The sequence below is a fragment of the Burkholderia sp. MSHR3999 genome (genome assembly GCF_000833595.1).
GTDB lineage: Bacteria > Pseudomonadota > Gammaproteobacteria > Burkholderiales > Burkholderiaceae > Burkholderia > Burkholderia ubonensis.
Genome location: NZ_JRFO01000007.1, coordinates 1,054,830 through 1,068,000 on the forward strand (window position 1 = coordinate 1,054,830; position 13,171 = coordinate 1,068,000).

Annotated in this window: 10 protein-coding genes and 1 pseudogene; 7 read left to right on the forward strand and 4 right to left on the reverse strand. The window is 69.2% G+C overall.

The window, feature by feature from the left end; translation table 11 throughout:
• Window positions 1-28: 28 nt before the first annotated feature.
• From KY49_RS28280 to KY49_RS38825, 3 genes are all read right to left on the reverse strand, one after another.
• The gene (locus KY49_RS28280) at window positions 29-1,324 is read right to left on the reverse strand and encodes a cytochrome-c peroxidase (RefSeq protein WP_156162672.1); all 1,296 of its coding nucleotides are present in this window, start codon (window positions 1,322-1,324) and stop codon (window positions 29-31) included.
• 59 nt (window positions 1,325-1,383) lie between these two features.
• Window positions 1,384-2,856, reverse strand: coding sequence for a metallophosphoesterase family protein (locus KY49_RS28285; RefSeq protein WP_042587680.1), 1,473 nt, complete (start codon window positions 2,854-2,856; stop codon window positions 1,384-1,386).
• 165 nt (window positions 2,857-3,021) lie between these two features.
• Complete coding sequence (locus tag KY49_RS38825) at window positions 3,022-3,849, reverse strand: hypothetical protein (protein ID WP_231636515.1); 828 nt, start codon at window positions 3,847-3,849, stop codon at window positions 3,022-3,024.
• Window positions 3,850-4,142: 293 nt separating this feature from the next.
• Here KY49_RS38825 and KY49_RS28295 point away from each other — a divergent pair, with 293 nt between their 5' ends.
• Window positions 4,143-4,994, forward strand: coding sequence for a class I SAM-dependent methyltransferase (locus tag KY49_RS28295; protein ID WP_042587681.1), 852 nt, complete (start codon window positions 4,143-4,145; stop codon window positions 4,992-4,994).
• Window positions 4,995-5,097: 103 nt separating this feature from the next.
• Window positions 5,098-5,910 (forward strand): alpha/beta fold hydrolase, encoded by an 813-nt coding sequence (locus KY49_RS28300; protein ID WP_042587682.1) that lies wholly within the window; start codon window positions 5,098-5,100, stop codon window positions 5,908-5,910.
• On the opposite strand, the gene KY49_RS28305 is transcribed toward KY49_RS28300, so the two are convergent.
• Window positions 5,907-6,221, reverse strand: a complete 315-nt coding sequence (locus KY49_RS28305; RefSeq protein WP_042587683.1) for a membrane protein — start codon at window positions 6,219-6,221, stop codon at window positions 5,907-5,909. The genes KY49_RS28300 and KY49_RS28305 overlap by 4 nt on opposite strands.
• 383 nt (window positions 6,222-6,604) lie before the next feature.
• On the opposite strand from KY49_RS28305, the gene KY49_RS28310 reads away from it, so the two are divergent.
• The 5 genes and pseudogenes from KY49_RS28310 to gsiC all read left to right on the forward strand — a co-directional run bounded on the left by KY49_RS28310 (window position 6,605) and on the right by gsiC (window position 13,164).
• Complete coding sequence (locus KY49_RS28310; protein ID WP_042587684.1) at window positions 6,605-7,549, forward strand: MurR/RpiR family transcriptional regulator; 945 nt, start codon at window positions 6,605-6,607, stop codon at window positions 7,547-7,549.
• On the forward strand, window positions 7,546-8,523 hold the full coding sequence (locus tag KY49_RS28315) for an isoaspartyl peptidase/L-asparaginase family protein (protein WP_042587685.1): 978 nt from the start codon (window positions 7,546-7,548) through the stop codon (window positions 8,521-8,523). Before KY49_RS28310 ends, KY49_RS28315 begins: the two co-directional genes overlap by 4 nt.
• Before the next feature lie 33 nt (window positions 8,524-8,556).
• Window positions 8,557-10,508: pseudogene (locus KY49_RS28320) on the forward strand (dipeptide ABC transporter ATP-binding protein).
• 126 nt (window positions 10,509-10,634) lie between these two features.
• Complete coding sequence (gene gsiB, locus KY49_RS28325) at window positions 10,635-12,197, forward strand: glutathione ABC transporter substrate-binding protein GsiB (protein ID WP_042587686.1); 1,563 nt, start codon at window positions 10,635-10,637, stop codon at window positions 12,195-12,197.
• Between the two features lie 46 nt (window positions 12,198-12,243).
• Window positions 12,244-13,164 carry a glutathione ABC transporter permease GsiC gene (gene gsiC, locus KY49_RS28330; RefSeq protein ID WP_042587687.1) on the forward strand — a complete coding sequence of 307 codons (921 nt, stop codon included), beginning with the start codon at window positions 12,244-12,246 and terminating at the stop codon, window positions 13,162-13,164.
• The last annotated feature ends 7 nt before the right edge of the window (window positions 13,165-13,171 follow it).

Sequence of the window (13,171 nt, forward strand, 5' to 3'; positions counted from 1 at the left end):
GAATCGCCCTCGTCATGACGTCGGTTCTTTAGCGGGTTTTGGCGTGGGCGCTGGCCGCATAGCGCGCGTCGGTCAACGTGCCGAGGAACGCGACGAGATCGTCGATTTCCGCTTCGGTCAGCGCGGGCGGCGTGCCGGGGCGGCGGTTCATCGGCGTCGAGTTGACGTTGATGTTGCCGCGGTACGCGGGCGGCACGTCGTCGAAGGTCGCGGCGCCGTGATACCAGTGCTTCGGATCGGTCGAGCGGGTGTTGTAGAACGCCACCGCGTCGCGCAGCGACGTGAACACGCCGTTGTGCATGAAGGTCTGCTTCACCGCGACGTTGCGCAGGCCCGGCGTGCGCAGGTAGCCGCACCATTGGTCCGGCTCCGGCCAGCGCAGCCGGCGTGCGGTGTCGCACAGGCCGTTGTCGAAGTGGCGCGGGTCGCGGTTGGCCGGCAGCGCGGGGTTGCGCGGCACCGCAATCGCGTCGTAGCCGAAATCGGTGAACAGCGAGCGCTCCGGCCGGCTCGACGTGTCGGACAGCGTATGGCAGCTCATGCAGTTGCCCTTGTCCGGATTCCTGAACAGCGCGAGGCCGCGCATCTCCTGCGGCGCGAGCGGTGTGCGGTTGCGCAGGTACGCGTCGAAGCGGGACGTGAACGGCGCCATCTCGTCGCTTTGCAGATACGCCTGGACCGCCGCGCCAAGCGCGCGCACCATGCGCTCCGGATCGCGCCGCACGCCGTCGCCGAAGCGCTCGGCGAGCGCGGGCGCGAGCTCGGTTGCGTCGACCTTGCGCAGCAGCGCGGCCGGCGACCGGTTGTTCATCTCGTTCGGATCGAACAGCGGCCCGCGGATCTGCTCGGCGAGCGTGTCCGCGCGGCCGTCGCTGAACAGGCCGCCGAACGGCGACGGCGCTGGCGCGTCGTCGTCCTGGTAGAAGTGGCGGCGCGGCACGTAGCGCACGTAGAGCAGCGACGGCGCGTTGCGCCGGCTGAAGCGCCCGGGGCGGCTGCCCTGCGGCACGCCCGGGCCCGCGAGCGCGGCCGCGGACAGCGTCGGCGCGAACGCGCGGCCGGGATCGTGACAGCCGGCGCACGACATGCCGCGCGGCTCCGACAGGCGCGAGTCGAAGAAGATGCGGCGGCCGAGCGCGACGAGCGTCGGGTCGGGCGCGAAGCGCGCGGCGGCCGCATCGATCTTGTCGGCGACCTGCGGCGTGCCGTTGCCGATCGTGCCGACGACGCGCGCGGGCGGGACGCCGGGCAGGAGCACGGTGTCGGACGGCGCGGCGCGGCCGGCAAGGGGCGCTGCGGCGGCGAGCGTCGCGGCCGCGAGCAGGGCCGTGAGGGCCGAGCGGGCAGATTGACCGGAGCGGCCGCTGCGTGCGGAACCTTTCGTCACGGCGCGATGAACCCCGTCTTGTCGCAGGCGAGCGTCGTGCCGGCCTGCGTGCACGACGCGAGCAGCTTGCCGGCGGCCGAGTACGCGTGGAATATCCAGCCCGTCGCCGGTGCGGGGCGGCGCTCCATGATCAGGAAGCCGAAGCTGTTGTTGTGCGACAGCTTGTCGATGACGGCGCCGGGCGCGGGCGTCAGGCCGGCCGGGAACGGGTCGGGCAGCGCGACGTCGAGGTTGTCGCCGCCGTTGCCCGACACGATCGTCGCCGGGTGGCCGGACGCGAAGTTGATCGCCTGGAAGTCGTGCACGTGCCCGTGCAGCGCGACGTGCACGCCGGGCGGGTAGTACGCCTGCGCGTTCAGGCTCGACATCACCGACTGCAGCGCGAGGTTGCCCGGCGCGGGCGTGCTGCCCGCGATCGGCGCGAACGCGAGGATCGGATGATGGTTCGTGAAGATCGTCGTCGACATGCCGGCCTTCGACGCGAGCGCGGCCACCGTCTGGAACTGCTTCTGGTAGATCTGGAATTGCGTGTCGGTCGTCTTCAGCGCGTTGCGCCCGACCTTCGCGGTATCGAACACGATCACCTGCGTGCCGCTGCCGAGCGACACCGCATAGGGCTCCGAATAGTTCGCGTTGCCGTCGTTGGCCGGGTCGTTGCACGAACGCGCATCGCTGTACGGGCGCGGATCGAGGAAGCGGAACCAGCCCTGGCCGGCGCGCGCGCATTCCTCGTGGTTGCCGCGCACGACGACCCACGGCGCCTGCGCGAAGAGCGGCGCGGCCGGACGGAACAGGTCGGCCTGCCACGTATCCCAGCCGTAGCCCCACGGGCTGTCCTTGCAGCCGGCGATGTCGGGCGGGCACGCGTTCTCGCGGTAGTGATAGTCGCCGACGTGCAGCACGAGATCCGGCGACAGCTTCGCGACGCTCGCGGCGATCGTGTCGAACGGCCAGGCCGTCGAATCGTTGCATGCCTGCCATGCGTTGTCGGCCTTCTTCATCCGGCAGCCGGTGTCGGCGATGATCGCGATGCGCTGCGGCTGCGCCTTCGGCAGCGGCAATGCACGGCCGGCGACGCTCGCGCTTTGCGCGCCGTCCGGCAGCGTCATTTCGCAGACCGAGACCGGGAAGTTCGACGGCTTCGAATCCGCCGGGGCGCTCGCGGTCGGCCGCTGCGGCGCGGTGGCCGCGCCCGCGCGCAGCGACATGCGCGATATCTTGCCGTCGACGACGAGCTGCGGGCACAGCGGATCGCCGGCGGATGCCGGCACGAAGTTGGTGACGACGCGCGCGATCGGCTGGTTCGCATCGCCGATCTCGACCCATGCGGCCTGCACGTTGATCGCGGCGCTCGCCGGGTCGGCGGGCGTATCGATGTGATTCGAGCACGCCGGCAGCGTCGCGAGGGCCGCGATCGCCGCCAGCGAGACCAGGGGCGCGGTCACGGCGCGCGGGGAGAGTCGTCGCATGGTGGTCACCGGTGAAAAGCCGTCAACATACGCAACGCGAATGTAAGAAATATGAAAACGATTCGGCGGGGCGCGGCGATTCGGCGCGCCGTCGACGCATTGTGCGCGATTCGGCGAACACGGCTTCGGTCGATCCCCTGCGTGGCGTTCGCCGCGAAGCGCTAGTCAGTGGGCAGCCGGTGTGTCCCGAGTTGCCGACGCGGCAATCATCGCGCCATTTCGGGCATGCGGGCCTTGCTCGAGCAGCGTCTCGACCACGCTCTTGTAGGAAGTTCCGCCGCCTTCAGCCTGGTTCGCGTGGAAGTTGAAGTCGAGCGAGATCCAGTACTGCAATTTCGACGCGTAGTTGTCCGGGTATTGTGCTTGCTCGATCGCCGGCAGGCCCTTGTAGTGCTTGAGCACTTCGGCAAAGAAGCCGTTCTGCTTCCCGGTTCCTTGATATTCGAGATCGCCTTGCGCAATGACCCGAACGCGCCAGGCCTGTTCCTGATCGTAGGCTTCGTGCCAGGCTGCATGCCGCTCGTTGACGGTAAATTTGCCGCTGTCGTCATAGGCAATGGCATCCAGCTGCTCGCGAGACATGCCCTTGAACGGGTTGGCGCCGATGCCATGGGAAAAATCCGTTGCTTGCCTGGCCAATGCCAAAGCTTGCGGGTCGTCCGATTTCGGGCGCTCGGCATCGTGTCTGGCCCTGTTCGCGGCCCAGGTCTCGCCGGCGATTTCATCAACGATGGTTTCGGCCCTTGCGCCCAGTTCTTTTCGGCCGGGTGTGCCATTGCGTGCTTGAGCGCGCCACGAGACGGTAACGGAACCTGCTTTGGTCGCGGTGCCGATAGACGATTTTTCCTGACTTGATGCGGATTGAGCCTGAGTTGGCGCATACCGCGGCGTGCTGCTGGTGATGGCGATCGCCATGAAACCCTCGTTGTTGTTGGAATATGCGCCCGACGACGTGCTCTCAGGACTGTCGAAATAGAGTTGGTGGATGCTCATCAACCCCGGGCATCATTTGCTTCATGTCGAATTCGGCTGCCAGCCATGCAGTCGGTGTTGCTTTCAATCCATGAAGGGGAGTCGCAAGAAAGATTAACGGCAGCTGACTGCCAGGGTTTAGGCCACTCGCAAAATCAATTGACGGTTGTCGTCGGGCTGGCCGTGCTTCCGCCCCCGTCTCGTTTCGAAAGGCGTTTGCGCCGATGGCGTCCGCCGCCGCTTGACTTCAAGCCGGCTTGAAGCAGCACACTGGCGGTTCGCCTTTCGAGGGCAAATCCACAGGAAACACGATCATGAACCACACTCAGCCAGCCAACGGCGAACTGGCCGCACTCTGGAACGGCCCGTCCGGCCGCGCGTGGGTCGACATGCAAGCGGTGCTCGACCGGATGTTCGAGCCGTTCGAGGAACTGCTCGTCGAAGCGGCCGCGGCCACGGGCGCGCGGCAGGTGCTCGACGTCGGCTGCGGCACGGGCGCCGTCACGGTCGCCATCGCGCGGCGGCTCGGCGCGCAGGGGCACTGCACCGGCGTCGACGTATCGGCGCCGATGCTCGCCGCTGCGCGGGCGCGCGCCGAGCGCGCAGGCGTGGGCGCCGGGTTCGTCCGCGCGGATGCGCAGACGCACGCGTTTGCACCCGCGAGCTTCGACCTGATCGTGTCGCGCTTGGGCGTGATGTTCTTCGACGATCCGGTCCGTGCGTTCGCGAACCTGCGGCACGCGGCCGCCGACGGCGCGGGGCTATGCGCGATCGCGTGGCGCAGCGCGGCGGAGAACCCGTTCATGACGACCGCCGAGCGCGCCGCGGCGCCGCTGCTGCCGGGCCTGCCGCCCCGCATGCCGGGCGCGCCCGGACAGTTCGCGTTCGGCGACCGGGAGCGGGTCGCGGCGATGCTCGACGCGAGCGGCTGGAGCGGCATCGACCTTCGGCCGATCGACGTGCGATGCGTGCTGCCGACGCACGCATTGGCCGATTACGTGTCGCGGCTCGGCCCCGTCGGCCTCGCGCTGCGCGACGTGGACGACGCGACGCGCGTGCGCGTGGTCGAAACGGCTTGTGCGGCGTTCGAGCGTTACGTGCACGGCGACGAGCTGCGTTTCGACGCCGCGTGCTGGATGATCCGCGCGCACAAGCACGCCGCGTAGCAGACGCACGGGCGGTTCGGGGCGCTGCCGCTTCCGTCGGCGCGAGCGCGCCGGGACGCGCATTACAATCGCGTCTTCGGCTTCGTCGCAAGGATAAAGAACGATGAGTGCGGAGATGGAGGACGACGACCTCGGCCGGTTCGCGGCGCATGGCGCCGCGCCGCTGCCGGCGGCCGGCTTCGAGGGCTGGCTGGAACACGACGGCGCGCGCATCTGGCATGCGTGCTACGGCGACGGGCCGCCGGTGATCCTGCTGCATGGCGGCCTCGGCCACGCCGGCAACTGGGGCTATCAGGTGCCGGCCGTGCTGGCGGCCGGCTATCGGGCAGTCCTGATCGACAGCCGAGGCCACGGCCGCAGCACGCGCGACGGCCGGCCTTATTCCTACGAGCGGATGGCGTCGGACGTGCTCGCGGTGATGGATGCGCTCGGCCTCGACCGGGCCCGCTTCGTCGGCTGGAGCGACGGCGCGTGCATCGCCCTCGTGCTGGCGTCCAGGGCTCCCGCACGCGTGGAAAGCGTGTTCTTCTTCGCATGCAACATGGACCCGGGCGGCGTGAAGGCGATGGCGTCGAGCGCGGTGGTCGACCGCTGCTTCGCCCGGCACCGGAACGATTACGCGGCGCTGTCGGCGACGCCGGACGGCTTCGAGCCGTTCGTGGCGGCCGTCAGCGAGATGATGCGCACGCAGCCCGACTACTCGGCGAAGGAACTCGCCGCGATCGACGTGCCCGTCGCCATCGTGCTCGGCGAGCATGACGAATTCATCCGGCCCGAGCATGCGGCTTATCTCGCCCGCACCATTCCGGGCGCGACGCTGACGATCCTGCCGGGCGTCAGCCATTTCGCGCCGCTGCAGCGCCCGGCCCGATTCAATGCGGCGATGCTGGCGTTCCTCGATCAAACGCGGGGCTAGGGCTCCCGCCTCGCGCGCAGCATCAGCCACGCGCATCCGGCCGCGACCATCGCCAGCCCGCCGAGCACCGCTTCGACGCCGAGCGCGAAGCCGCCGGGCATCTCGCCGAGGTTCGATCCGGGCGACTGCCCGGCGAACATCGCGCCCGCGCCGCCGATCAGCAGCGCCGCGCAGACGATCCAGTAGACCTTGCCGCGCCGTCCGGCCGCACGGATTCGCCAAAGCGCAAGCCCGAGCCCCGCGAGATACAGCAGCGCGAACGTGCCGAGCGCGATGGTGTCGCCGACGAGATCGTGCGACACGCCGCTCATCGCACGCCCGCGGAAACGAAGCCCGCCGTCATTGCGCCTGCGTCGTCGCATGTCCGGGCGCGCGGCATCGGCAGATGCGCGCGCTTGCCGGCCGCGAGCGACGGCGGGACGACCTGCGGCCTGAACGTCGTTTGGGACAAGGGGCGGGAGTCTGACATGGTAGGCATCGAGAAAAGAGGCACGAGACGGAACGCCGGCCGCCGCACGCATTCGCGCGGCAAGCCCGGATGTGGCGGACTCGCGTGATGTTACCCCGTGAACGGGAAGCGCATCCGCTCGCGCGCGCCGCATCGGGGAATCCCTGAGTCGCTGGAAATTTATTTTTTTCCTAATGTGGATTGTGTAAGTTTACTTTCACTTTCATTTGCCTGACCGTCGCCGTCATGCCGACACCTGATCCGTCCACCGCGTCCGATGCCGAACCGTCGATCGCCGCGCGCATCGCGTCGGCGATGCCGTCGCTCACGCCGATTCACCGCCGGATGGGCGAATACGTGCTGGCCAATCCGTTCCGCGCGGCGACGATGCGGATCGACGAGCTGGCCCAGGCCGTCGACGCGTCGATCGCGACCGCGAACCGCTTCGCGAAGGCGCTCGGCTTCGACGGCTATCCGGCGATGCGCGCGGCGCTGGTGCGCGGCTTCGAGGCGACGCTCGCGCCGGTCGAACGGCTGCGCTCCGCGCAGGAACAGGAAGCCGGCGTGCGCGACGCCGCGTGGATCGACGCGGTGTTCAACCAGGCGGTCGAGAACATCGAGGACACACGTGCGCAACTGAACGCGGCCAATATCGAGGCGGCGGTCGAGGCGATCGTCGCTGCGCGCCGCGTGCTGATCCTCGGCGCGGGATCGAGCGCGTTTCTCGCGGGGCTGATGGAGCACGGGCTGTCGGTGTGCCACGACAACGTGCAGTCGCTCGCGCTGCTCGGCGGGCCGTCGCATGCGGCGCGGCGCCTGTACACGGCGGACGCGCGCGACCTCGTGATCGCGATCGCGTTTCCGCGCTACGTCGAGGACACGATCGAGCTGGCGCGCCGCGCGGCCGCGCGCGGCGCGCGGGTGCTCGCGCTGACCGACGGCCCGCATTCGCCGCTCGCGCCGCTCACGCCGCTGACGCTGTTCGTGACGGCGCAGCGGCGCTTCGCGGCGACGTCGGAGGCGGCCGTGCTCGCGATGATCGAGGCGCTGATCGACGCCGTCGCGCTGCGCACGCATCGCTCCGCGAAGGCCGCCGCGGAAATGACCGAATTCCTGTTGCCGTGGCTCACGCAGCCGCAGGCGGCGCTGCCGGCGACGGACCCTTCATCCACCGGTTCGAGGAAATCATGACTTCACCCGCGATCGTCGCGATTCACGGCGGCGCAGGCACGATCCTGCGCGAAGCGATGAACACCGACACCGAACTGCAATACCGCGCGGAACTGGCGGCGATCCTGCGCGCCGCGCAGGCCGTGCTCGCCGACGGCGGCAGCGCGCTCGACGCGGTGAGCGTCGCGGTGCGGATGCTCGAGGACTGCCCGCTGTTCAACGCGGGGCGGGGCGCGGTGTACACGGCCGACGGCACGCACGAGCTCGACGCGGCGATCATGGACGGCGCGACGCTCGCCGCCGGCGCGGTCTGCTGCGTGACGCGCGTGCGCAATCCGGTGCTCGCCGCGCGGCGCGTGATGGAGGCGAGCGAGCACGTCATGTTCGCCGGCGCGGGCGCCGACGTGTTCGCCGCCGCGCACGGGCTGGAACTCGTCGAGCCCGGCTACTTCGGCACCGAAGCGCGTCATGCGCAGTGGCTCAAGGCGCGCGACGCCGCCGGCGCGCTGCTCGATCACGACGCCGCGACGTTCGCGTTCGGCGACGGCGCGCCGCTCGACCCGGACCGCAAGCACGGCACGGTCGGCGCGGTCGCGCGCGACCTGCACGGCCACGTCGCGGCGGCGACGTCGACGGGCGGGATCACCAACAAGCAGCCGGGCCGGGTCGGCGACTCGCCGATCATCGGCGCGGGCTGCTACGCGGACGACGCGACCTGCGCGGTGTCGTCGACCGGCACCGGCGAGATGTTCATCCGGATGGCGGCCGCGCACGACGTCGCCGCGCAGATCGCGTACCGCGGCGTGTCGGTCGCCGAGGCCGCGTACGACGTCGTGATGAACAAGCTGCCGCGCATCGCGGGCCGCGGCGGGATCATCGCGGTGGACGCGCACGGCAACGTCGCGATGCCGTTCAACACCGACGGGATGTACCGCGGCTACGCGCGCGTCGGCGCCGCGCCCGTCGTCGGGATCTACCGCGACGACGCGGCCTGATTCCGTTTCGCCCCCGATGCAGGAGACGCACGCATGACTCCGAACCGAACTCCGAGCGCACTCGCGTTGCCCGAGCAGCGCGTCGTCGCGGTCGACGACCTGTCGGTGACGTTCCAGCGCGAGGGCGCGACGTTCGACGCGGTGCGCGGCGTGTCGTTCCACGTCGATCGCGGCGAGACGCTCGCGATCGTCGGCGAATCCGGCTCGGGCAAGTCGGTCACGTCGCTCGCGCTGATGCGGCTCGTCGAGCACGGCGGCGGCACGATCGCGAGCGGCCGGATCGCGTTCCGGCGGCGCAACGGCGCGCTGCTCGACCTCGCGCGGGCGAGCGCCGCGACGATGCGCGGCGTGCGCGGCGCGGACATCGCGATGATCTTCCAGGAGCCGATGACGTCGCTCAATCCGGTGTTCACGGTCGGCGACCAGATCAGCGAGGCGATCGCGCTGCATCAGTCGAAGCGTGCGTCGGACGCGCGCGCCGAAACGCTGCGGCTGCTCGATCTCGTGCGGATTCCGGAGGCGCGCCGCGTGTTCGCGCGCTATCCGCACCAGCTGTCGGGCGGGATGCGGCAACGCGTGATGATCGCGATGGCGCTGTCGTGCCGGCCGGCGCTGCTGATCGCCGACGAGCCGACCACCGCGCTCGACGTGACGATCCAGGCGCAGATCCTGCAACTGATTCGCGGGCTGCAGGACGAGATGAACATGGGCGTGGTGTTCATCACGCACGACATGGGCGTGGTGGCCGAGGTGGCCGATCGCGTGCTCGTGATGTATCGCGGCGAAAAGGTCGAGGAGGGCGAGTCGGAGCGCATCTTCACGGCGCCCGCCCATCGCTACACGCGCGCGCTGCTCGCGGCGGTGCCGCGGCTCGGGTCGATGCACGGCACCGACGCGCCGGAGAAATTCCCGCTGCTGAAGGTCGACGTGGCCGCACCCGCGAACGCGAACGGCATGGCGGTTGCGCCGGCGGCCCCGGCCATCGCCGAAGTGGCGGAGGATGTGAACGAGGTGGCCGCGCTCGCGCAGCCGGGCGTCGATCCGCACGCGCCGCCGATCCTGCGCGTGCGCGACCTCGTCACGCGCTTTCCGGTCAGGAGCGGCCTGTTCGGCCGCGTGTCGCAATACGTGCATGCGGTCGAGCGCGTGAGCTTCGAGCTGCGCGCGGGCGAGACGCTCGCGCTCGTCGGCGAATCCGGCTGCGGCAAGTCGACGACCGGGCGCTCGCTGCTGCGCCTCGTCGAGTCGCAAAGCGGCTCGATCGAATTCGACGGCCGCGACATCAGCGCGCTGAAGGGCCCGGACCTGCAGGCGCTGCGCCGCAATATCCAGTTCATCTTCCAGGACCCGTTCGCGTCGCTGAACCCGCGCCTCACGGTCGGCTTCTCGATCATGGAGCCGCTGCTCGTGCACGGCGTCGCGAGCGGCGCGGCCGCGCAGCAGCGGGTCGACTGGCTGCTCGACAAGGTCGGCCTGCCGGCGGAGGCCGCGCGCCGCTATCCGCACGAATTCTCCGGCGGCCAGCGCCAGCGGATCGCGATCGCGCGCGCGCGCTCGCGCTGAACCCGAAGGTCGTGATCGCCGACGAGTCGGTGTCCGCGCTCGACGTGTCGGTGCAGGCGCAGATCGTCAACCTGATGCTCGACCTGCAGCGCGAGCTGGGCGTCGCGTACCTGTTCATCTCGCACGACATGGCGGTGGTCGAGCGCGTCAGCCATCGCGTCGCGGTGATGTATCTCGGCCAGATCGTCGAGATCGGCCCGCGCCGCGCGGTGTTCGAGGCGCCGCAGCATCCGTACACGAAGAAGCTGATGAGCGCGGTGCCGGTCGCCGATCCGGCGCGCCGACACGCGCCGCGCCAGCTGCCGGCGGACGAGGTGCCGAGCCCGATCCGCGCGGCCGGCGACGAGCCGGCGGTCGCGCCGCTCGTCGCGGTCGGCCCCGATCACTTCGTCGCGACGCATCGCGTCGGCGGCGCGTACTGACGCGCGGAGGCGGCGATGGACCGCAGTTGCGCGCGCGCCAGGCAGAGACGGTTGTTTCCCGAGCGGAGGCAGTCATTCCGCGATTCCCACCACGCGTCACCGAATCACGCACAGGAGCCAGCCCACATGAACAAATCGCATTCGTTCCCGATGTTCCGTCCGCGCGCGCTGCTCGCCACGGGCGCGAGCGCGTTCGCGCTGGCGGTCGCGCTGCCCGCGTTCGCGCAGCAGACCGCGGTGATCGCGGTCGGCGAGACGTTCACGACGATGGACCCGTACGATTCGAACGACACGGTGTCGCAGGCGGCCGCGAAGTCGTTCTACGAGGGCCTGTTCGGCTTCGACAAGGATATGAAGCTCGTCAACGTGCTCGCGACGGGCTACACGGCGTCGCCCGACGCGAAGGTCTATACGGTGAAGCTGCGCCAGGGCGTGAAGTTCCAGGACGGCACCGATTTCAACGCGGACGCGGTGAAGGTCGTGTTCGACCGCGTGACCGATCCGGCGAACAAGCTGAAGCGCTACAACCTGTTCCGCGTGATCGAGAAGACCGAGGTCGTCGATCCGTATACGGTGCGGTTCACGCTGCGCGAGCCGTTCTCGGCGTTCATCAACACGCTCGCGCATCCGTCCGCGGTGATGATCTCGCCCACGGCGCTGAAGAAGTGGGGCCGCGAGATCGGGCTGCATCCGGTCGGCACCGGGCCGTTCGAGTTCGTCGAGTGGAAGCAGACCGACGACATGAAGGTGAAGAAATACGCCGGCTACTGGAAGAAAGGCTATCCGAAGATCGACATGATCGACTGGAAGCCCGTGATCGACAACAACACGCGCGCGGCGCTGATGAAGGCCGGCCAGGCCGATCTCGCGTTCCGGATTCCTTATGAGCAGGTCGCCGACCTGAAGACCAATCCGAAGCTCGACGTGGTCGAGCGTCCGTCGATCGTGGTGCGCTACATCTCGCTGAACACGCTGCAGAAGCCGTTCGACAATCCGAAGGTGCGCCAGGCGCTCAACTACGCGATCAACAAGGATGCGCTCGCGAAGGTCGCGTTCTCGGGCTTCGCGATGCCGGCGCCGGGCGTCGTGCCGCCGGGCGTCGAGTACGCGACGAAGACGGGCCCGTGGCCGTACGACCCCGCGAAGGCGCGCGCGCTCCTGAAGGAGGCCGGCTATCCGAACGGCTTCGAGTCGACGCTCTGGTCGGGCTACAACAACACGACGTCGCAGAAGGTGATCCAGTTCGTCCAGCAGCAGCTCGCGCAGGTCGGCGTGAAGGTGCAAGTGCAGGCGCTCGAATCGGGCGAGCGCGTCTCGAAGGTCGAGAGCGCGCAGGACCCGGCGACCGCGCCGGTGCGGATGTTCTACATCGGCTGGTCGTCGTCGACCGGCGAGGCGAACTGGGCGCTCACGCCGCTGCTCGCATCCGCGTCGAAGCCGCCGAAGCTGTTCAATACCGCGTACTACCAGAACGGGCTCGTGGACGAGGGGCTGGAGAAGGCGCTGTCGACGACCGATCACGCGAAGAAGGCCGAGTACTACGCGGGCGTGCAGAAGCAGATCTGGGCCGACGCGCCGTGGATCTTCCTCGTGCAGGAGAAGATCGTCTACGCGCGCAGCAAGCGGCTGCAGGGCATGTACGTGATGCCGGACGGCTCGTTCAATTTCGACGAGATTTCGCTGAAGTAAGCGCATTCGGGCGCGTCACGGCGCGCCGCCCTGGTTCGGTGCCATCATGCTGAATTTCATCGTCAAGCGCCTGTTCGGCCTCATGCCCACGCTCGCGATCGTCGCGGTGCTGGTGTTCCTGTTCGTGCACCTGCTGCCGGGCGACCCGGCGCGGCTCGCGGCCGGCCCCGAGGCCGACGAGGCGACCGTCGCGCTGGTGCGCGCCGATCTCGGCCTCGACAGGCCGATGCCCGCGCAGTTCGCGAACTTCTTCGTGAAGATCGCGCACGGCGACTTCGGCAAATCGACGCGCAGCAAGCGCGCCGTGTCCACCGAGATCGGCGAGCGCTTCATGCCGACGCTGCTGCTGACGATCGTCAGCATGGGCTGGGCGACGCTGTTCGGGATGGCGATCGGCATCGCGTCGGCCGTGTGGCGCAACCGCTGGCCGGACCGCGTCGGCATGACGTTCGCGGTGTCGGGCATCTCGTTTCCCGCGTTCGCGCTCGGCATGCTGCTGATGGAGATCTTCTCGGTGAAGCTCGGCTGGCTGCCGGTCGTGCCGGACGGCACGTGGAAGAGCTACGTGCTGCCGTCGCTGACGCTTGGAGCTGCCGTCGCGGCGGTGATGGCGCGCTTCACGCGCGCGTCGTTCGTCGAGGTGCTGAACGAGGATTTCGTGCGCACCGCGCGCGCGAAGGGCGTGCACGAGCCGATGGTGGTGCTCAAGCACTGCCTGCGCAACGCGATGATTCCCGTCGTCACGATGATGGGGCTGCAGTTCGGCTTCCTGCTCGGCGGCTCGATCGTCGTCGAGGCGGTGTTCAACTGGCCGGGGCTCGGGCGGCTGCTCGTCGATGCGGTGACGATGCGCGACTACCCGGTGATCCAGGCGATCGTGCTGCTGTTCTCGCTCGAATTCATCCTGATCAACCTGACCGTCGACGTGCTGTACGCGGTCATCAACCCGACCATCCGGTTCAAGTGAGGCCAGC

Coding starts and splice junctions, on each gene's coding strand:
- KY49_RS28285 (WP_042587680.1), bottom strand. CDS start 2,856: ATGCGACGACTCTCCCCGCGCGCCGTGACCGCGCCCCTGGTCTCGCTG.
- KY49_RS38825 (WP_231636515.1), bottom strand. CDS start 3,849: ATGAGCATCCACCAACTCTATTTCGACAGTCCTGAGAGCACGTCGTCG.
- KY49_RS28295 (WP_042587681.1), top strand. CDS start 4,143: ATGAACCACACTCAGCCAGCCAACGGCGAACTGGCCGCACTCTGGAAC.
- KY49_RS28300 (WP_042587682.1), top strand. CDS start 5,098: ATGAGTGCGGAGATGGAGGACGACGACCTCGGCCGGTTCGCGGCGCAT.
- KY49_RS28305 (WP_042587683.1), bottom strand. CDS start 6,221: ATGAGCGGCGTGTCGCACGATCTCGTCGGCGACACCATCGCGCTCGGC.
- KY49_RS28310 (WP_042587684.1), top strand. CDS start 6,605: ATGCCGACACCTGATCCGTCCACCGCGTCCGATGCCGAACCGTCGATC.
- KY49_RS28315 (WP_042587685.1), top strand. CDS start 7,546: ATGACTTCACCCGCGATCGTCGCGATTCACGGCGGCGCAGGCACGATC.
- gsiB (WP_042587686.1), top strand. CDS start 10,635: ATGAACAAATCGCATTCGTTCCCGATGTTCCGTCCGCGCGCGCTGCTC.
- gsiC (WP_042587687.1), top strand. CDS start 12,244: ATGCTGAATTTCATCGTCAAGCGCCTGTTCGGCCTCATGCCCACGCTC.